This is a genomic window from Paenibacillus sp. J31R120 (genome assembly GCF_056269225.1).
On the sequence record NZ_JBWDNN010000003.1, the window covers coordinates 421,111 to 441,138 of the forward strand.

Consider the following 20,028-nt stretch of genomic DNA (forward strand, 5'->3'; position numbering starts at 1 on the left):
ATCAGACATTATAGCATGTCGAATGGAGGGGAGCTATATCGAACTTTCCTTTGTTTAGTCGGGAATTTTCGCGTTAATTACGAGTTAGCAGCAGCCTTGCGATCCTCTGCGCTCATCTTCTCAACCTTCTCTTCCACGCCGTTTTCCGCATTAATATAGATCCGGTAGATCGTGCCGTTAATGCTTCCTGTATATTCGTAGCAAAGCACTTCCTCGCCCAGCTCGCCATCGATGAGCGCCAGCTGCTCCTTCGTCACCTTCAGAGCCGGATTAATCGTTTTTTTGGCCTCTTCCTTCGTCATAATGGGACTTGGAAGGTCACGGCTGCGATGCTCATACACATAATCGCCAGCCTGCAATCCCACCGTCTCTCCATTATCCAGCGCCACCTTTACCGTAAGCTTGTCCGGATAGATCAGCACGCCGTTCTGCGAGCTGACATAGGTAAAGGTACCGGCATTCTGATAGATATCATATGTCACAGCCCTCATATCCTTGAAGCCATGCTCCTCCAGGAACTTATCCGCAGAGGCCTTCGCTTGCTCGAAGCTGATCTTATTGCCTCCAAGCTCTCTCGTCTTCATCAGCGACGTAATTTGGCCGCCGTGAGAAGTGAAATCCATCTGTACCTTGCGGCTCGGGTCATCCGGGAACGCAACCGCAGTATAAGACTCATAATCCGTGCCTTTCCCGTTTTCTTGAACCGTAATATCGGCTGACTGGATGCCTAGCAGCTCCGCTGCATTCTTCTTCACGTCCTCGACACCTACCTTATTGCCGCTCAGCATCTTGATCGTGCGTTTCTGATACAAGCTGCTGACAGACGGACCCCAGTCCATCTCCGGATAACCGTCAACCTTGCCTTCAACCGATCGCAATCCGTCTACAATCGTGTTATGGCCTTTCTTGGCGTCCGACGCAATTGCAACCTCGACATCCATCCAGCGCAAATTGTTGGTTAACACATCCCGCTGCATCTGCTGCAAATCCTTTGCGAGTTCATCAGACTTTTGGTATAGGGTCTGCAGCGTTTTGAATTCGCCGTCCGACAGAGGCTGCTTCGTCAAATCCCTCACTGACGTTTTGTAGGCAAAGTTGGAGATGTGAGAAAGGAAGTCCTCCGCTTCCGTGAACGGCAAGTAACTGAGCGGCAGCTGGCTGATCTCGTTCTGAGCCTGACTGGTCAGCCGCCATACGTTCACAAGCGCCTTGCGATGAGAGCCTGTCGAGGCAGAGTGGACCGCAAGCGTATTGCCAAGCTGATCATGCAGCTTCTCCACATGGAAGGTCAGATCATGGAACGCCCGCTGATATTGATTCTCCGCCTTGATCAGAATCGCGTTTTTGTCTTGGTGCTCCTGGTACCCCCAATATACAGCGCCGATCAATAGTACGGCAACAATCGGAAACATAATTGAGCTAAGTCTACGATACATGCAAAAAGCTCCTTTCTAATGCCAAACCTGGTGTTAGTTTGGATTGCGGAAAGGAGCTTTATGCATATTCTGTATTCTTTTGCGTGAAGCGTACAGGGATTACACGGAATGTTCTTCAATGTCCAGATCGTTGCTATTATTGCAAATGCACTGCTTGAAGCCTGTATCGATCGAACCTTTGTCCCGTCTGCCTCTGAGTACGAACTTCTCGCCGCATAGGTTGCAGCGAATCGTTACCTTTACGCGCGCCTCTTCCATAGGTACCTCCTGAATCGCGATATACGATCCAGTATAGACGGAAGCGCTACAATTTAACCTCATCCTCATGCTGGCTGCCGAATCGGAAAGGCGATCTCGCGTTGGCTCGGTTCATCTTGTGTAAGCCCCACATCCATAGCAGCACCATGAACGGAACGATGAACCACATCCAATCATGCTTTGTCGCAATGATGATCCAGTCATACAAGCCATGCAGCATAATAGGAAGCAGCAATGAAATGACCAAAAACAGCTTCGTCTTGGACTCCACTGCGAATTTGGCCTTGCCCAGATAGTACCCCATCATGACGCCGAACAACGCATGGCCGGATACGGGCAGCAGCGCGCGCATAATCTGGGTGCCGAAGGAAGACGGTGTATAGATTGCGTACAACACATTCTCCATTGTCGCAAAGCCCAGCGAGATCGAAGCCGCGTAGACGATTCCGTCATAGGGCTCGTCGAATTCGGTATGATTATAGATCACATGGTAAAGAACAAACCATTTCAGAAACTCTTCGACGAAGGCGGATTGCACAAAAGCAGCGGCAATCGGTCCGTCGCCGAGCCAAATCTGAAAACCGCGCTGCAACACCATTATTGGCACCACAACGAGTACGCCCAACACAAACATGCGAAGCACCATATGAATAGGCTCGGCATCATAGCGGTCTCTCAGGTATAAATAAGTCAGCAGCGAGACGCCCGGAGCAATCGCTGCCGTCAATAATGAAAACAAAAGCATGCCTAACCTGCTTTCCTACACCCACCCGCGGAATCTGACAGCTTCCGCCATCTTGCGGACGCCTGCCATATAAGCTGCGAGGCGCATATCGATCTTGCGGGTCAGATGTATGTCGTATACGTTCTCGAAGCCGCGTATCATCATCTGCCTGAGCTTCTGGTCAATCTCAATCTCGTCCCAGTAATAACCCTGATTGTTCTGAACCCATTCGAAATAGGACACAATCACGCCCCCCGCGCTGGCGAGAACATCCGGAATGAGGAGCACGCCCCGGTCTGAAATGATGCGGGTTGCTTCGAGGGTGGTGGGGCCATTGGCGGCCTCCACGATGATGGAAGCGCGGATCCGATCCGCATTGGCTTCCGTAATCTGATTCTCAATCGCTGCCGGAACGAGCACATCGCATTCAAGCTCAAGCAATTGTTCATTGCCTATCGTATTAGGGAACAAATTCGTCACATTGCCGAAGGAATCTCTTCGATCAAGCAAATGCGGAATATCGAGCCCTTCTTCATTATACAACGCTCCGTTCACATCGGAAATACCAATTACGCGAGCTCCTGCCTCATACATAAATTTGGCAAGATAACTGCCTGCATTGCCGAAGCCTTGAATGACGATTCTGGCGTCCTTGATATCGATCCCTTTGATGCGCAGCGCCTCATGAATCATAATGACGACACCGCGCGCCGTTGCCGTCTCACGCCCCTTGGAGCCCCCCAGCACGATGGGCTTGCCCGTAATAAAGCCGGGGGAATCGAATTCTCTGATTCTGCTATACTCGTCCATCATCCAAGCCATAATCTGCGAATTCGTCATCACATCGGGCGCCGGAATATCCTTGGTCGGCCCTACGAGCTGGCTAATCGCCCGCACATAGCCCCTGCTGAGCCGCTCCAGTTCCCTGAAGGACATCTTGCGCGGATCGCATATAATGCCGCCCTTGCCGCCTCCATACGGGAGGTCGGCAATACCGCACTTAAGGCTCATCCAGATAGACAGAGCTTTGACTTCCTTCTCCGTCACGCCCGGATGGAAGCGGACGCCTCCTTTGGTAGGTCCCACCGCATCATTATGCTGGGCACGGTAGCCTGTGAATACGCGAGTCGTACCGTCGTCCATTCGCACAGGAATACGTACCGTAAGCAGCCGCATCGGCTCCTTCAGCAATTCGATCATATCGTCCCCGTATCCCAATCTTCTTAGCGCTTGTTCGATTACGATTTGAGTAGCTTGCAGCACATCATTCATCATGTCACCCATCCTGTCCCCTTCGGCTCATCTACCACTAATATGAACTCCGCACCCGCTGAGTATTCCGGTTTGCTTTCCTGTTCTGGTTAGCAAGGATGAAAAAAGAACATCATCAGGCATAGCCTTCGGATGTTCCCGATCGGTGATTCCTTTCCTTAAAAAAGAAAATGATTACAAATTTCCTTTACGGCATTCTCAGGCATGATAACCTTTCCATATTCCTCCAGCATGGCATGCGCGACGGAAGTTGCTTCCCCATATTCCGCAAGCAATGCGATGACAGCCTGATGCTTAGACGCCTCCACCTGACTTGGTTCCAGTACAAGGATCCATTTGTCATTATAAGAGTACAGTCTTCCGCTTTCTGTCAGCTTCGACGATTGCAATTGCTTGGCGGCCGATATCACATCTTCAAAATCGCGGAATGCATACGTCACGATATCTGTCTGCTCCATCGTCACTTCCATATCATATATATCGTCTTCCATATCATCGTCTTCTCTCGAATGCTCATCCCCTGCCCCACCGGATTTGCCTCGGGTTACAATAATGACCATGCCTTGCGCCGGCATTGCCAGCACTTCAACTGCGAGCGGACCGCTGGCGTCAAAGCCAAGCTCCGTATAGGCCTGTTCCATCATCTCCAAAAACAGTTCGTGAAGCTTAGGCGGCTCGCGCCACATATCATCCTTATGGATCCCACGTTCCAATAAGTCGTCGAACGTCAGGAAAATCCGTATTCTGTCCTGACTTAGTCGCTCGATTTTCATGACAGGATCCTCCTTTGCAGCATCTGTCGTAATAGCGTATGAATCAATCCCCATCTTGTGAATAAAATGGACTCATACCGATATGTAATTACTTTATCATGTCTTACGCATGAATGCACGAAATTCGAATGAAAAAAAGAATCGATCAAGCAGCATTCCAGAATGGATTGGCGCCTGATCGACTCTTGCAACCGAGTAATGAACGTCAATGAGACATGGCAGACGATTCCGCTTTGATTTTATTGACCTCGCGCTTCAGGGAAGGATCAGTCTCCACAATGGCTTCAATTTGTTCCCAAGCGGCTGCGGATTTTTCGGCGGTATCGTCTGAAGGCTTTGGGGATAATCCGACCACCGCCTCTTTCTTCCAATCAGTATTCACCATTTTTGCCACGGTCTTGCGGACGATGCCCGAACACATATCGGACATTGCACCCGCCGCCCATGCAACGGTTGCGGGTTTCTTCTTCGCTACATAGATGGTCGCTGCTGCGCCAATAATTCCACCAAACAACAATCCGCTTAATTTCATAAGGCTGAACACCTCTTTCATGCTCTGTTTTCATCAGTAGTGTAGCCGTATGCGCAGAACGCCATTCTGTATAAAATAAGGAAGCACCACGCCAGTGCAACATGAAGTTATGGTAGAATAAAAATACAAATCGACACCAATCGCGTTTATTGCCGGAGGAGACTAACATGACAATCAAAAAACAATTAATGCTACTTTGCCTGCTTACCGCCGTGTTAGCGGGATGCGCAAACAACGCTGACCATAACGGTAACAACGCTTCTTCAGCCTTGTCCAATCAGACAACGGTTTCCCCCTCGGCTGCCGCAACCGTCACGCCGACGCCGGAGCCGTCTGCAACGCCAGAACCGGCTATAGAAGCAAAACCCCTGTACCGGATGAATGAAGTCTACCGCTTTGTACCCATTGACGAAGCGACTCCCAAAAAAGCGGTCCTTCTCACCTTCGATGACGGTCCCAAAGACGAGACACTAATTAACAGCTTATTCGACACGCTCGACAAGCATGGGGCCAAAGCGATTTTTTTCGTCAACGGCTATCGGGTGAAAGCCCATCCAGAGCTGCTAAAGCTTATCCATGAGCGGGGCGGCACAATCGGTAATCATTCTTACGACCATATAAATCTGAAGAACGAAGAGACGGCGGTTGTGGAAGAGCAGCTGTCCAGCGTGCAGAACATGGTCAAGGAACTGACGGGCGAAACACCGAAGTTTTTCCGTCCGCCGTTCGGCTCTGGCGGGGACTCCGTCAAAGAAATCGCAAAAAACCACGGCATGCTGTACATGACGTGGTCGAATGGTTCGCTGGATTGGGACAGCTCCGCGCGGGACAAACCGGAAGTGGTTATCCGCAATGTAATGGACCAGCTCCATCCCGGCGCCAACATTTTGATGCATGAGCTGCCATGGACGGCCGAAGCGCTTGATGAGCTGCTCGGCAAGATTGAAGCCGAGGGCTATACGTTCATCGATCCGGCAACGATTGAGCTTACGAACTGAATGTATTGCCGTACCAGAACAGAAATGCGACGAGACAAAGAAATAGAACAAACAATAAATTATAATACCATTTGTTCACTTTATGGAGACTAGAAGGAAACTTCTTGCGCCTTGGCGGAAGCTTCAGCGGCTCGCCTTCCTGCGAAGCCGCGGCATTCGTCATGTCACCTGCCTTTTCTGGTTGATGGGGTCTGGATGTACGGCTATGTCTTTGTTTCCTGCTCATGGCTCCCTCCTGAATCGAATAATCATACCCATAACAAAATCAATGACGAAATGCGCAACAATCGGCGCCCATAAGGTATCGCTCTGAATATAGATCCAGCCGAGGCCATAGCTGATGGAGAATACAAGGCCTGTCGGAATCCAGTGACGCAAATACCGGACATGAATGGCTGCGAATACGATGCTTGTCCAATAAGGACCGATGGCATGCTGAATCGCGCCGCGGAACAGCAGTTCCTCGCATACGGCAACCACAAAGGAAATAAGCGCAATATGCCAGATAGGCCGGGTGCGGAAGATACGGTCATTCACTCCGCCGTCATCGGCTGCTTCCTCGGGTACCCAGCGGGAAATAAGCAGGTCCACTGCGATCACCGCAGCGGCTAGTCCGACGCCCCACACGAGGAATTCCAATTGCTTCGGAATGGCCAAAACATCCAATAAATTTTGACGCTGAAATAAAATCCATATGATACCGATAATAAGAGTAAGCGCCTGCGTAGCATACAAGTTAATAAGTAGCATACGGTCATCAATCTCGTCAATGTTAACCTTGCGCACGCGTATGTTGCGTATGTCGAATTTTTTCATTGCTGCGCGCCTCGCTCTCGGGTAATAGTTATGCTTACATAAGTATTTACATAATTGATACATAGAAGGAGATTTATTATGGAAAAACGATTAACGACCACAGCCATGTTATTTAGCGTTGGATTTGTTTTTATGCTTGTATTCGCAGTAGGTGCTTTCTTCTACGGCATACAGATCGGCACAGAGAAGGCAGAGGCCAAATATACGGCTAAGACAGAAGCTAGCAAAAAAAGCGAAGTCACTACACCTTATCAACAGCAAGAACTGGTATCCTTCTATCTTACCGTATTTTCTCCTTACCGTGAATTTCAGACCGAATGGCTCGCTGTAGCGGACAAGCTATTACGCAGCGGCAATCTCGATGCCGGTTCCGCCTTCAAGAATCTGGCGAAGCTGGCTGATCAGAAAGCGGATGAAGCCAGTTCCTTCAATATGCAGAAGTCCCCTCTGCTAGGGGAGGCCCAGGTAGCCTATATCAGAAGTCTGAAGTACTTCAAAGACGCCGCAGCCAAAGCCGCATCTAACAAGACGGATGATCCCGCCAAACTGCTGGAACAAATTCAAAGCGATACAAACTATAAATCCGCTGTTGGTGAATCACTGGCCGCTCAGCAGGCTTATTATGAAGCCATGCAGAAGTGGGCAGCCTCCGTTGATCCGGTCATTCCCGCTGCCTACAAAGCAGCAGCGCCAATGAGCGTAGAGCAATGGGACAAGCTTTCGCTAATCGTCAAAAATATGGTTGTTGTCTCCTATCTGAACGAACGCGGCGAGCTATTCGGCTTTATGCCGCAAGATCTGACAAGTCGAGTCGATGAGTTCATCCGTTCGGGACAAGCATCAAAAATGAAGCTGAAAACAGTCGGCGGCATTGTCGATCTTCTGCTCAACACAAGAGCTGTCGATTCGGGAGATTTCAACGCGAATAAAGCCAGATTCTATCAATCTGAGACGCTGCCGCAACTGCCATTCTTCTACTCGGAATGACAGCATTCCCTCCTGTTGTGCTTGAATCATAACGAAAATTTCACAAATGAGCAAGTTTCAGCATTGCAATTGACCGCGCTAATGCTATAAAATAGTAAAGTCCAACTCGTTCGTAGACTGAACTCTCGACCCGATGCTCTTGAGCGGTGCGGGCCGAGGGTTTTTCTGTTCATAATTATAGCGTGGCCGCGTGCGACGCCAATTCTAGGAGGCCTGTTTTACATGTACAAAGTGCTAGTATCCGATCCTATCAGCGATCTTGGGATCCAACAGCTTGTCGAAGCGACTGACATTATTGTCGACAAGAATCCTGGTTTAACAGAAGACGAATTAGTAGCAATCATTGGCGGTTACGATGCGTTGCTTGTTAGAAGCCAAACTCGAGTCACTGCCAAAATTATGGAAGCCGGCAAAAAGCTGAAAGTGGTGGGACGAGCTGGTGTCGGTGTCGACAACATCGATCTGGGAGCCGCTACAGAGCGCGGCATCATCGTCATTAATGCGCCGGACGGCAACACGATTACAACTTGTGAACACACATTCGCCATGATGATGGCTGTTGCGCGTCATATTCCGCAAGCATACATGAAAACAGTCGGCGGCACTTGGGACCGCAAGTCCTTCCTCGGCGTCGAGCTTCGCAACAAAACGCTTGGCGTTTTGGGCATGGGACGCATCGGCAGCGAAGTAGCCAAGCGCGCCAAAGCGTTCGGCATGACGATTATGGGTTATGACCCGTTCATGACCGAAGAGCGTGCCGAAAAACTCGGCATCAAGCTGGCCAGTGTAGACGATATCGTCCGTGCGGCTGACTTTATGACCGTCCATACACCGCTTACGCCAGAGACACGCCATATGATCGGCAAAGCGCAATTTGCTGTCATGAAGCCGGGTATGCGGATCGTCAACTGTGCACGCGGCGGTATTATTGATGAAATTGCACTCGTTGATGCCATTGACCAAGGCATCGTTGCTGGTGCGGCATTCGACGTATTCGAAGTTGAGCCACCGGCTGAGGACCATCCATTCCTGAAGCATCCGAAAATTATCGTAACACCGCATCTTGGTGCTTCCACCATCGAAGCGCAAGAGAACGTAGCGATCGACGTATCGGAGCAGGTATTGCATATTCTGCGCAACGAACCATTCATGAATGCCGTGAACATGCCGCCGATTCCGGCTAATCTTCAAAGCAAGCTGCAGCCTTACTTCACGCTTGGCGAGAAGCTCGGCAGCTTCATTGCCCAATCGACAGAGGGTGCTGTACAAGAAATTGTCGTCAGCTACTCAGGCGAGCTTGCCGAAGTCGATACGCAGCCGCTTACACGTTATATCGTTCGCGGCGTCTTGTCCCATCATCTTGGACAAGAGCAAGTTAACGTCGTCAACTCCATGCATCTTGCGAAAATTCGCGATGTGAACATCGTTATTCAGAAGTCACATGCATCGAAAGACTTTACGAATCTGGTGACAGTAGCTCTTCGCACGAAGAAAGAAGAACATGTCGTAGCGGGCACTTTGCTCACAGGCTACGGTCCTCGTATCGTTCAAATTGACAAGTACCCTGTCGATGTTACGCCAGAGGGCAATCTGATTCTCATCTCGCATAATGACAAACCGGGCATTATCGGCCGCGTTGGTACGCTGCTTGGCAACAACGATGTCAACATCGCTACGATGCAGGTTGGCCGTCAGCTTGAGGGCGGATCGGCGATCATGGTTCTGCGTGTAGACAAAGGAACGCCGAAGGAAGTGCTCCTGCAATTGACAAGCATGCTTGAGCTTAACACAGCGAAAGAAATCATTCTGCCCTAATTGTTTCACGAACAACAAGATTAATCGGTAACCTTCAACAAAAAAAGCGTTCCAGCGATGGAACGCTTTTTCTTATTTTCCGCTTATACGGACATCCTTCCCGATTCGGTGACAATTATTCTTTCCCTTCGACAGGAAGGAGAAGTGTAAAGGTTGTGCCGGTAGCGGCTGTGCTGCTTACATGAATTTTACCGTGATGCAGATCAATCAGGTTTTTCACAATAGCCAGTCCAAGACCCGTGCCGCCTGTCCGTTTTCTTGCCTTATCAGCCTTATAGAATCTCTCAAAGATATAAGGAACATCCTCGGGGGGGATGCCCACTCCTTCATCGCTAATTTCCAGCTGAATATAAGGCTCCCCGCTTACATGAAGATGCTCAGCTCCAATCGTAATGGATTTGCCAGCAGGCGTATGGCGCACCGCGTTGTCCATCAGATTCGTGAGCACCTGCTCCAGCCGATCCTCATCCGCCTGCTTAAGTGTCAGCTGCTGGTCCTCAGGAGCATTGACATGCAAGGCTACTTCGCGTTCCTTGGCGTACACCTGGAACTTGCGGTGTACTCTGCGGACGACAAGCCCCAGATCAATCTCCTGAAAGTTCATCTCGACATGTCCAGCTTCCATACGGGCAGTATCAAGGAAGTCGTTGACCAGTCTGCCCATTCGAAGCGATTCATCATAGATGACCTGGACTAGCTCTCTTCTCTCTTCCGGCGATGCAACGATATCGTCAAGCAGAGCCTCGCTATAACCTTGAAGCATTGAAAGCGGCGTCCGGATCTCATGCGAAATGTTCGCCACGAAGTCGCGTCTCAGCTTATCGAGCTTGTGCTCTTCTGTTACGTTCCGGATTACGGCTACCGCTCCTCTTGTGACGTTCCCGGATTGCAAGGGAGCCATCACCACCGACCATACGCTGCTATGCACATGGACTTTTTCGGTCAAGTCTTTGCCATCCTTCATGACATGCTGGAACAGCTGCCTCAGCGGCATTGGCACGCCGGGAAATGACGGCACATCCTCCATCGGCTCCTGCTCCCATGCGGACTCCAGCGACGACCAGCCATTAATAAGCAATTGGCCGCTTGGGTTCGTCAAGATGACCTGCCCTTCCGAATCGAAGGTAATGACAGAATCCCCCATACTGCGCAAGATGCTCGACAGGTGATTCTTCTCATGGTGCAGGGCATGGATCAGCTTATCAAGCTGCTCTGTCATGTTATTGAACGTAATGGCCAACTGGCCGATCTCGTCAGAGGAGCTGATATGCACACGCGTGCTATAATCGCCTTGCGATACGGAATCCGCGGCATTCTTCAGCTGAAGGAGCGGCTGTTGGATTTTGGCCGAGAGGAAAAAAGCAAAAAACGTAGACAACAGAAATCCAATAATGGCCGTAATAATAAACAGCACTTTAATATCATGCGACGAATTCTCGTCAAACCATATATCGATATACTGCAGCAAAAAAACGCCGAGGATAAGAAGCACAACGGCGACCAACAACATGATGGTCGCCCACAGCTTGCCCACGACGCTATGCCACAGCAAACGCGCCAATCGATCCCAGAGCTTCATTTATTTCGGTACCTCTAGCTTATAGCCTACGCCCCATACCGTCGTAATCATAGCCGCCGCTTCCGAGGATACCTTGTTCAGCTTCTCGCGCAGCCGCTTGACATGCGTATCAACCGTACGCAAATCACCGAAAAACTCATAATTCCATACATCCTTCAGCAGCTCTTCGCGAGAGAACACCTTGTCCGGCGATACCGCCAAGTAATGCAGCAATTCATACTCCTTCGGCGTCAGGCTGACCTCGTGTCCGCCAGCTGTGACGCGATGCGCATCATGCTCGATCACAAGATGAGGGAATACAATATTATTGCTCGTATTCAGTTCCTTCGTAAGGAAAGCGGTCGCAGATGAGCGTCTAAGGATTGCCTTCACCCGGTAAATGACCTCGCGCGGGCTGAATGGCTTGACGACATAATCGTCGGCGCCGACCTCGAAGCCCTGAACGCGATTCATCTCTTCTCCCTTGGCCGTCAGCATAATGACCGGCGTCGCTTTCACTTGGCGCAGACGGGAGCATACCTCCACCCCGTCAATACCCGGCAGCATGACATCCAGCAAGATAAGAGCGTAGTCGGTATTGGATGCCAGCCTTAAAGCGGTCTCTCCGTCTTCGGCTTCATCGATGACATAGCCTTCTTTCTCCAAATACATTTTCAGAAGACGGCGGATACGCTCCTCATCGTCTACAACCAATATGCGATTTCCGTAGTCGGACATGTCAAGCAACTCCTTTCATAAGCTCCATTATACACCGGAATAAGAATGCAAGCCTGCAATAATGAGGTTAACCCCAATGAGTGTGAACAATACGATCACGAAGCCGATAACTGCAAGCCACGACGAACGCAGACCCTGCCAGCCTCTCGACAAGCGGAAATGAAGGTACGCGCTGTAGAACAGCCAGGTAATAAGCGCCCATACTTCCTTCGGATCCCATCCCCAGAACCTGCCCCAGGCGATCTCCGCCCAGATCATCGCAAATATGAGTCCGCCGAGCGTAAAGATCGGGAAGCCAATCGCAATAGCCCGGTAACTGATTTCATCCAGGTCATCCGGATCGATGCCTTCCATAACGGGATGAATAACTGCGCCAAGACGCTTGCGGAATAACAACCGCAATGCGCCGTACAGCAGTGTACCCGCAATAATCGACCATACAACCGTGTTGAGCTTGCGTCCTGCGTTGACGCCGTTCATCCAATATGGCGCTTCAAACAACGGCTTGTCCATGCCAAGGAACGTTTGAACCTCGACGATTTGGCTATTATACGGCTGTACAATTGGCGGCAAATAGTAATGGACCGTATCCACAATCGTGGATTCCTGGCCTTTATTATCGATATGCACCTTCTCTTCCGTAAACGATGCTTCATAGCCCGCAAATCGGAATCCGAAGACAGCTACGATAAAGCCGACAATGACGATAATCGAATAAAGCGTGAATTCGATCCAAAATTGTGCGCGTCTCGCTTCCTTTGTCTTGTCAGTGAAGTTGACGACGCGGAGCAGATACATCAGACCGGCAGCAAAGCCGACGGCAAAAAACGCTTCGCCCAGCGCGGCTGTCGTCACGTGGACCTTCAGCCACACGGAATTCAGAGCCGGAATGAGCGGCTGAACCTCCTGCGGGAATACGGACGCGTAAGCGATTATAATAATCGTAAGCGGAATTGCGAACATGCCGAGCAATGGCTTGCGGTACATGGCATATACGATCGTATAGGCGATCATGATCGCCATGCCGAGGAATGTCATGAACTCGTACATGTTGCTTGTCGGAATCTGCTTGCTTCCGATCCAGCGTGTAAAGAAGAAGGTGAGATGTGCGACCAAACCTGCGGTCGACACGATAAATGCGATTCTGCCCCAGCGCTTCTCATGCATCTTGGGATCGCGGTTGCTCCACTTCTTGCCCGCTATGGCGATGACATAGAACATGAAAGCAAAGCAATATAGAAAAAAGGCAACCATAAACGCATCACTGCTAAAGTCCAATAAACTCACGCGTTTTTCCCTCCGTTATCTAGCGTCTTCGGATCAATTTCAATTCCGATCTTCTTCAGGGCATGTGCTACATCCGAACGCATGCCAAACCAATTCTTGTTCGTATGAGCGCCAAGCGCCAGCTTCCCGTCATCGATGCGAAGCCAGATCCGGCGATGCTGCCAATACGATCCCATGATTAAGCCAAGCATAGAGAAGACCGCGCCTACCCATAGATACGGAAGAGCCTTGTCCACACGCACGTTCAAATGGGTCGTAGCCTCGGAGAAGTCAACGTTTTCCATGCCGTCCACCCGAATTTCGATCTTGCCCGCGATTTCGCGGTTAATCGTATCCTGTGCGAATTTCACCTTGTCCTTCTGCATCGGGAAGTAGATGTACGGCTCGCCTTCAGGCTTCAGCCCTGGCCCTTTGACTGTAAAGACAAAGGCCGGCGCATTCGGATCCCGAGATAGCGTCGTTGGCTTTCCTTCGCTATTGAGCGCAAATTCCATGTAGTTGGCGAACAGGTCTAGCGTAAAAGGTCCTAGCTTATGCTGCAGCGCCGAATCCTTCATAGGGAGATAGAACGGGCCGTACTTCTCGCCGGTCTGCTTGTCCTCCAGAATCGGATTCACCGCATTCAGCCTCGGTGTCAAATCAAAGTCAAACTGGTAGAGCTTAAGACCGTCATAGACGAGTGGCTCATTCACAATGATGTTATGACGCTTGACTTCCTCCAGCACCGGCTCTTTGAGCGGATCGTTGCAATCGCTCACACAAGCGTACAAGACAGCTTGCGTCTCGTAGTTTTTGGCTCGTGCTTTTCCTTGAAGCTGCTCCGGAAGCTCTTCGTCCTTGTAGAACTCGACGATGAACTTTTCGCTCTTGATATAGTAGTTCGTTCCCGCAATCTTGACCGTATCGCCATCGGGTACGCTTACATAAGCATCCATCTGCCAGCCCGGAATACTGCGCGCCAGAATAGCAAGCAAGAACAAAATCAAGCCAATATGGTTAATGTATGGACCCCACCGGCTGAATCTGTTCTTCTCTGCCAGCAGAGCCGTCCCTTGGCCTTCCTCTTGATGCACCTTGTATCCTCTGCGCTTCAGCTGAGCGCCGAAATTCGCCACCCATTCCTTCGGATCGCCCCCAATATCGGCGGTATATACCGTCTTCTGGCGCAATATGAATTGGTGATGCTTACGTATCTGCTGCTTGTTCAGCGCACGGTACAGCGGAAGCACCCGGTCCAAGCTGCAAATGACCAGCGACGTTCCGATCATGACGAGCAGGCCGATAAACCACCAGCTCTCGTACGTGTGGGACAAGCCAAGCATATAGTAGATCTTGCCCGGCAAACCATATGTATTCTCATAATAGGTAGACGGATCGAAATTATTGATGAACGTGCTCTCCTGCGGATAGATCGTGCCCAGCATAGCTGTCAGGAACGTAATGACGATCAAGTAGATCGCGATCTTGACCGAGGAGAAGAAGCTCCATATCTTGTCGATCACCGTCTGATTGCTCTTCTGCGATCTGCGGGCCACTCCGTCATAGCGCATCTCCAGCGGCGTATCGGATTGCTGCAAGTCCTTCAGGAGCGGCTTGCCGCAGGACTCGCAAAGCACGGTTCCGACCGCATTCTGATGACCGCATTCGCATTTTGTATTTTCTACCGTTAACACGTGATGACCTCCTACAACTGCAACAATCTTTCCACTCGTTCCTCGATATCCTTCTCCAGCATGCCTCCGACCTTCACTTCCATCAGCGTTCCGTCAGGCTTAATGAAGAACGTGGTCGGATATTGCCGCAGCCCGTAGCTGCGCTCCGTTTGACGGTTCACGTCCCGGAGGATGGGGTAGGACAGATCAAAGCGATTCACAAAGTTGTTGACGGTGAGCGTATCCTCGCTCAAGTTAATCGCCAGAATGACCAAGTCGTGATCCTTCCACTTCTCGTATTGCCTCTCGAATTCCGGCATCTCTCTGACGCATGGCTCACAGAAGGTTCCCCAGAAATTGACAACAACCGGCTTCCCTTTGAATTCAGACAAGCTTCGGACGTTCCCATCGAGATCCGCTAGCTCAAATTTCGGCGGCTCGGCACCAACTTTAAGAAGCCCCGTCTTGTCCTTCCCGAAGAACGTGGAGCCAATGGCATAACCGCCTAATATCAGCACTGCGAGCAAGATCACGATCTGAATCTTCTTGCGCGACTTACCCATGTATGTATTCACCACCCGTTCTATTGACACAGCTGTCCTAGTATCATTATAACGAAAAGTCGACGGCAATAACTGCCGCCGCCGATCACTTTTTATGAACTTTATGTGTCTTGGTTGCTGCTCCCAGAAGTTCTTGAACCTCTTGCGGCGTGAGATGACGGAACTTGCCTCTGCCCAATTGCTGCAAGCCCAGCTCTCCGAATTTGATTCGTTTCAGCCGTATGACTTTATGATGGATGGCATCGAACATCCGCCGGACTTGGCGATTGCGCCCCTCATAGATCGTAATCGAGATCGTCGCTTCATTCTTCTCCGTGTCCACATCATGGTACTCTACCTCTGCCGGAGATGTCATGCCATCTTCCAGCATAATGCCTCTCTGAAGCTTCTCCAGCGCAGTTCCATGCGGAACGCCTTTCACAGTAGCGTGATAGGTTTTCGGAACGTGATGGCTGGGATGTGTCAGCTTATTCGCGAATTCGCCATCATTAGTGAGCAGCAGCAGGCCTTCGGTATCATAGTCGAGCCGGCCAACCGGATACACTCTTTCTTTGATGCCCGGCAAGAAGTCAGTAACGGTCTTGCGTCCTTGAGGGTCCTTAGCGCTTGTAATAACGCCTTTCATCTTGTTCATCATTAAGTAAATCTTCTTCTCGCCCCTGATGGGCCTACCGTTTACGGTAATCGTATCGACCGCTACGTCCGCTTTCACACCGAGCGTCGTTACTTTCTCTCCGTTAACCTCAACGGCGCCGGACAAGATAAGCTCCTCGCATTTCCGTCTGGATGCAATTCCTGCCTGAGCCAAAATCTTCTGTAAACGTTCCAATGCTCTTTCACCTCACTCTCCATCATAACGATATCGAGAGTAAAGCACAAGCTCCGCTACCTGAATATGTATAAGCAAATGGCGATTGCCGCAAAAAATCCGACAATATCAGAGAAAAGGCCAACCTTTAGCGCATAGCGCGTACGTCTGACCGCAATAGCGCCGAAGTATACGGTAAGAACATACAACGTCGTATCCGTGCTGCCTTGGATCGTCGAAGCGATGCGGCCTATCATGGAATCCGGGCCGTAGGTCTGAATCAAATCCGCCGTAAAAGCAAGCGACCCCGCACCTGTGAGAGGCCGAAGAATGCCAAGCGGAACGACTTCGCTGGGAATGCCCATCCAGTCGAAAGCCGGTTTAACCGCCGACAACATCAAATCCATGGCTCCTGACGCGCGAAACATGCTAATCGCTACCATCATGCCTACCAAGGGGGGAATGATGGCGATGGCCGTTCCGAAGCCGTCCTTTGCTCCTTCTACGAAAGTCTCATAGACAGGAATTCGTCTTCGCATAGCGGCGTAAAGCGGAATAAACACAATAATAGCGGGAATCATCCAGGATGACAGCTTGGTAAACAACTCATACAACTTCTCCACCTCCCGTCGGCCGTACCCGTCCTTTGCCCGTTAAAGGCGGACGGGGGGTGGTTGGAGGAGCTTGGGATTTGCGGCGGTACCAGCGGTCAGCCAGAATAGCCGCCGCTGTTGCTACGAATGTAGCAGCCAGCGTCGTTCCTATGATCTCAGCAGGATTCGCCGAGCCATAATTCATTCTGATCGCAATAAGGGTTGTCGGAACAATCGTAATGCTTGATGTATTCAGCGCCAGCAGCGTACACATCGCTGGCGTCGCGGTGTCCTTATCCGGATTGAGCTTCTGAAGCTCCTGCATCGCTTTGATCCCCATTGGGGTGGCAGCATTGCCGAGTCCAAACAAATTGGCGCTTAAATTGCTCATGATGTAACCGATGGCGGGATGATCCTTCGGTATATCGGGGAACAGCCAGCGTACAATGGGCCGAAGCAGACGAGCCAGCTTCGTCAATAGTCCGGCATCTTCGGCAATGCGCATCATTCCGAGCCAGAATACCATAATGCTAATTAAACCAAAGCTTACCGTAACGCCTGATTTTGCGCCGTCGAAGGCCGCTTGCGTAACGGTATCCATTTTGCCGGTTGTCGCAGCCACAACTACGCTTATGACGATAAAAAACAACCAAATCCAGTTCACCATAATTGACTTCCTCCCCCGCATACCGTTACTGACCAGTTCCCGATCTCCCGCTCGAACACCGTCAATGATGAATCAGCGATTCCGATGAAAATTCAAAACGCTGGCTTATCAGCTTATTGACTCCCTAATCTGGGGTTGCCTGGCTCGTAGATCGGCACTGCGCCGATAGGCTGTCCGTTCAGATAAAATGCCAGACGGCCGCGCTCGCCAAGCGCATATGCTGTAGTTGCTGCATCTATGAGCTGAAGCTTGGAATGAACGGCATTCTGCTCGTCCGATTCAAGCGGATAATGGAATCTTTGAGCTGCAACGTACGGATAACCGGCAATATCATTGCCCTTCTCAATAATGGACACCAGCGGATAATGCTTGAAGCCCCAATCCAGCATATGGCGATGATCCGCCCAATCGTCCCCGTCATTGATGGTCACAGCCGCTAGCTGCTGGCCTTCACGAGTGGCGGAACTTACCAGGCAGCGAAACGCTTTTTTGGTGTAGCCTGTTTTGACACCGTCGGCCCCTTCGTACATCGCCAGCATTTTGTTTTTGTTTTGCCAGCGGTAGTCCCATCTGTCAATGGGATTAGGGGCTCGCTTTTCTCTCGTCTTGACAATCTCCGCAAAAGCTTCATTTCTAAGCGCGTAGGCAGTCAGCTTGGCAAGATCGTTGGCCGTGGAGTAGTGACCCTCCTCATCCAAGCCATGCGGATTGCGGAACTGGGAATGAGCAAGTCCGATCTCTTCCGCTTTCTGATTCATAAGAAGCACAAAGCCCTCCTCAGAACCGCCTACATGCTCCGCAATGGCGGTTGCTGCATCGTTGCCTGAGCGCAGCATCAGTCCATACAACAAATTCGATAGGCTCATCTCTTCTCCCAGCCTGAGATAGATCGACGAACCTTCCCTGCCGAATGCGCGTTTGGATGTTTTCACCATATCGTTCATATTGCCGTGCTCGATCGCTACAATCGCGGTCATAATTTTCGTCAAGCTGGCGATCCGCATCGGCGTATCTCCCTCATGACTGTAAAGCAATCTGCCCGACTGAACATCAATCAGTGCCGATGCACGCGCCTTCGTACCAAGCGGCGAAGGAGCCGCTGTCGCGCTGCCAGGCACTATTGTCCAGCTCATAAACGACATGATGATCAACAGCGCAATTAGGCGCATGAGTCTGCTTCGCTTTTCGCTGTTCATGCTGTGTATACCCCTCTCGTTGCGATGGTAAGCTGACGACTTTCTTGCTCCTGCCATAGTATATGCTTGTACTGCCCGGGGTAGACGAGGCGATTCATTCAAAAAAATGAAAAACTGCCCTTTCGGGCAGTCAGGGGATAAGCATATGGGACAACTTTTAACCGTGTCGCTCGGTCTCATCCGCAACATGTCCGTCGATAATCGTGGTTGTTGTCTCCACGTAGTCCGTGTCGGAATGGTTGCCTCGCATCATCGTCTGAAGCTTTTCGAATACTTTTGGAGCGGAATCGATCACTTTCTCCATCAGATGGGTCTGATTATCAAGCGGAACGATTTTGACGCCATGAGTGCCCACAACGAGAAAAGCGATCGGCGTAATGGATACACCGCCGCCGCTGCCGCCGCCAAAAGGCAGCGATACGGAAGCGTTATGCGCATCCGTTGCTCCGCCTGTGTGTTTATGCTCATTCTCCGTACGAATATCGCTTCCGCCGGCAACAAAGCCAAAGCCAACCTTCGAGATCGGCATAATAACACTGCCATCCGGCGTCTGAACCGGATCGCCAACGATGGTATTTACGTCTACCATCTCTTTAATGTTTTCCATAGCGGTTTGCATTAGGCCCTGAATAGGATGTTCTGCCATGCTTTGACGCCTCCCTTCCATTTCTTCATGCGAACTAAAAGCTGCAGTCCGGCAAGGATAGCATAACCGAAGCGGATTTGCGCTATGCACGACCACTCGGTCTTAAAAGCTGGTTGGCTGAAGTTGGGGTGGACCTCCATTACCGGCCCGCTCTTCACATGAACCATCTGGGACAGCAGCCCCAGAATCCCCGTCTTCACTGACCAGACGGCACCAGTAGCCATAGCCGTCCACATTGCGTCACCGGTACCAATGGAGGTCGTCCAGCGCCATTCCGTCAGGTGTACTCTGGCTAGAGTATCCTTAATCCAACCCTTCAAATCCTTGGTCAAACGAAGGATCTCCTTGTACTTCTCAATAGAGCTGACGACTTTGTCCGTGTCGATCTCGTCGTTGAACTCTTTCCATGTATTCAATCCCGCTTTGCTTGCGCTCACTTGTTCATCCACTTTCACAGCCAGACCGTCCATGCTCATGAACGGGATTTTGTAACGGTATCGAATGAGGCCGAACAATGCTCTCACGTTTAGCTCTGCATCATCATTATTGCCAATCCGCCTCACATATCCATGAACGACGACCGGGGAGGACAAAACAACGACGATGGCAAGCAAAAAAAAGCCGCCGGCCCAAATCCAACCGTAAGGGTTACCGGGCATGTTAATGCTTCCTCCGTTTCCCTAATATAGGTTGAAATTAGTATGGCCTG

At 50.7% G+C, this 20,028-nt stretch carries 22 protein-coding genes; 3 read left to right on the forward strand and 19 right to left on the reverse strand.

Going from position 1 to position 20,028, the window contains the following annotated elements; translation table 11 throughout:
- Window positions 1–77: 77 nt before the first annotated feature.
- From ypeB to AC0YNW_RS14420, 6 genes are all read right to left on the reverse strand, one after another.
- Window positions 78–1,436: a germination protein YpeB gene (gene ypeB / locus AC0YNW_RS14395; RefSeq protein WP_475832559.1), complete on the reverse strand. Its 1,359-nt coding sequence runs from the start codon at window positions 1,434–1,436 to the stop codon at window positions 78–80.
- Window positions 1,437–1,535: 99 nt separating this feature from the next.
- Entirely contained in the window at window positions 1,536–1,694 is a 159-nt protein-coding gene (locus AC0YNW_RS14400; protein ID WP_387473774.1) for a hypothetical protein, read from the reverse strand.
- A gap of 46 nt (window positions 1,695–1,740) precedes the next feature.
- Entirely contained in the window at window positions 1,741–2,439 is a 699-nt protein-coding gene (prsW, locus tag AC0YNW_RS14405) for a glutamic-type intramembrane protease PrsW (protein WP_387473777.1), read from the reverse strand.
- Window positions 2,440–2,454: 15 nt separating this feature from the next.
- Window positions 2,455–3,693 carry a Glu/Leu/Phe/Val family dehydrogenase gene (locus AC0YNW_RS14410; protein ID WP_387473780.1) on the reverse strand — a complete coding sequence of 413 codons (1,239 nt, stop codon included), beginning with the start codon at window positions 3,691–3,693 and terminating at the stop codon, window positions 2,455–2,457.
- 155 nt (window positions 3,694–3,848) lie between these two features.
- On the reverse strand, window positions 3,849–4,463 hold the full coding sequence (locus AC0YNW_RS14415) for a genetic competence negative regulator (protein ID WP_475832560.1): 615 nt from the start codon (window positions 4,461–4,463) through the stop codon (window positions 3,849–3,851).
- Window positions 4,464–4,668: 205 nt separating this feature from the next.
- On the reverse strand, window positions 4,669–4,995 hold the full coding sequence (locus AC0YNW_RS14420) for a hypothetical protein (protein WP_475832561.1): 327 nt from the start codon (window positions 4,993–4,995) through the stop codon (window positions 4,669–4,671).
- A gap of 167 nt (window positions 4,996–5,162) precedes the next feature.
- Between AC0YNW_RS14420 and AC0YNW_RS14425 the strand changes: the two genes are divergently transcribed.
- Entirely contained in the window at window positions 5,163–5,993 is an 831-nt protein-coding gene (locus tag AC0YNW_RS14425) for a polysaccharide deacetylase family protein (RefSeq protein WP_475832562.1), read from the forward strand.
- On the opposite strand, the gene AC0YNW_RS14430 is transcribed toward AC0YNW_RS14425, so the two are convergent.
- Window positions 5,983–6,219 carry a hypothetical protein gene (locus AC0YNW_RS14430; RefSeq protein WP_475832563.1) on the reverse strand — a complete coding sequence of 79 codons (237 nt, stop codon included), beginning with the start codon at window positions 6,217–6,219 and terminating at the stop codon, window positions 5,983–5,985. The two genes, AC0YNW_RS14425 and AC0YNW_RS14430, sit on opposite strands and share 11 nt — an antisense overlap.
- On the reverse strand, window positions 6,216–6,809 hold the full coding sequence (locus AC0YNW_RS14435; RefSeq protein WP_387473792.1) for a CPBP family intramembrane glutamic endopeptidase: 594 nt from the start codon (window positions 6,807–6,809) through the stop codon (window positions 6,216–6,218). Before AC0YNW_RS14435 ends, AC0YNW_RS14430 begins: the two co-directional genes overlap by 4 nt.
- A 78-nt stretch (window positions 6,810–6,887) precedes the next feature.
- On the opposite strand from AC0YNW_RS14435, the gene AC0YNW_RS14440 reads away from it, so the two are divergent.
- Both AC0YNW_RS14440 and serA read left to right on the forward strand, forming a co-directional pair.
- Entirely contained in the window at window positions 6,888–7,796 is a 909-nt protein-coding gene (locus AC0YNW_RS14440) for a hypothetical protein (RefSeq protein WP_475832564.1), read from the forward strand.
- A gap of 222 nt (window positions 7,797–8,018) precedes the next feature.
- Window positions 8,019–9,611 carry a phosphoglycerate dehydrogenase gene (serA, locus tag AC0YNW_RS14445; RefSeq protein ID WP_475832565.1) on the forward strand — a complete coding sequence of 531 codons (1,593 nt, stop codon included), beginning with the start codon at window positions 8,019–8,021 and terminating at the stop codon, window positions 9,609–9,611.
- A 115-nt stretch (window positions 9,612–9,726) separates the two neighbouring features.
- On the opposite strand, the gene AC0YNW_RS14450 is transcribed toward serA, so the two are convergent.
- From AC0YNW_RS14450 to AC0YNW_RS14500, 11 genes are all read right to left on the reverse strand, one after another.
- Window positions 9,727–11,190, reverse strand: a complete 1,464-nt coding sequence (locus AC0YNW_RS14450) for an ATP-binding protein (RefSeq protein WP_475832566.1) — start codon at window positions 11,188–11,190, stop codon at window positions 9,727–9,729.
- On the reverse strand, window positions 11,191–11,907 hold the full coding sequence (locus tag AC0YNW_RS14455; RefSeq protein WP_116044806.1) for a response regulator transcription factor: 717 nt from the start codon (window positions 11,905–11,907) through the stop codon (window positions 11,191–11,193).
- 27 nt (window positions 11,908–11,934) lie between these two features.
- Complete coding sequence (gene ccsA, locus AC0YNW_RS14460) at window positions 11,935–13,194, reverse strand: cytochrome c biogenesis protein CcsA (protein WP_475832567.1); 1,260 nt, start codon at window positions 13,192–13,194, stop codon at window positions 11,935–11,937.
- The gene (resB, locus tag AC0YNW_RS14465; RefSeq protein WP_387473806.1) at window positions 13,191–14,867 is read right to left on the reverse strand and encodes a cytochrome c biogenesis protein ResB; all 1,677 of its coding nucleotides are present in this window, start codon (window positions 14,865–14,867) and stop codon (window positions 13,191–13,193) included. Before resB ends, ccsA begins: the two co-directional genes overlap by 4 nt.
- An 11-nt stretch (window positions 14,868–14,878) precedes the next feature.
- The gene (locus AC0YNW_RS14470) at window positions 14,879–15,409 is read right to left on the reverse strand and encodes a redoxin domain-containing protein (RefSeq protein WP_387473809.1); all 531 of its coding nucleotides are present in this window, start codon (window positions 15,407–15,409) and stop codon (window positions 14,879–14,881) included.
- Window positions 15,410–15,494: 85 nt separating this feature from the next.
- Complete coding sequence (locus AC0YNW_RS14475; RefSeq protein WP_475832568.1) at window positions 15,495–16,238, reverse strand: pseudouridine synthase; 744 nt, start codon at window positions 16,236–16,238, stop codon at window positions 15,495–15,497.
- A gap of 56 nt (window positions 16,239–16,294) precedes the next feature.
- A complete protein-coding gene (locus AC0YNW_RS14480) occupies window positions 16,295–16,831 on the reverse strand; it encodes a spore maturation protein (protein ID WP_387473814.1) in 537 nt (178 codons plus the stop codon).
- Window positions 16,824–17,477 (reverse strand): nucleoside recognition domain-containing protein, encoded by a 654-nt coding sequence (locus AC0YNW_RS14485; protein ID WP_475832569.1) that lies wholly within the window; start codon window positions 17,475–17,477, stop codon window positions 16,824–16,826. Before AC0YNW_RS14485 ends, AC0YNW_RS14480 begins: the two co-directional genes overlap by 8 nt.
- A gap of 113 nt (window positions 17,478–17,590) precedes the next feature.
- Window positions 17,591–18,673: a D-alanyl-D-alanine carboxypeptidase family protein gene (locus AC0YNW_RS14490; RefSeq protein WP_475832570.1), complete on the reverse strand. Its 1,083-nt coding sequence runs from the start codon at window positions 18,671–18,673 to the stop codon at window positions 17,591–17,593.
- A 157-nt stretch (window positions 18,674–18,830) separates the two neighbouring features.
- A complete protein-coding gene (gene ytfJ / locus AC0YNW_RS14495; protein WP_387473822.1) occupies window positions 18,831–19,319 on the reverse strand; it encodes a GerW family sporulation protein in 489 nt (162 codons plus the stop codon).
- Entirely contained in the window at window positions 19,292–19,978 is a 687-nt protein-coding gene (locus AC0YNW_RS14500; RefSeq protein ID WP_475832571.1) for a DUF2953 domain-containing protein, read from the reverse strand. The genes ytfJ and AC0YNW_RS14500 overlap by 28 nt, the downstream gene beginning before the upstream one ends.
- Between the last annotated feature and the right edge of the window lie 50 nt (window positions 19,979–20,028).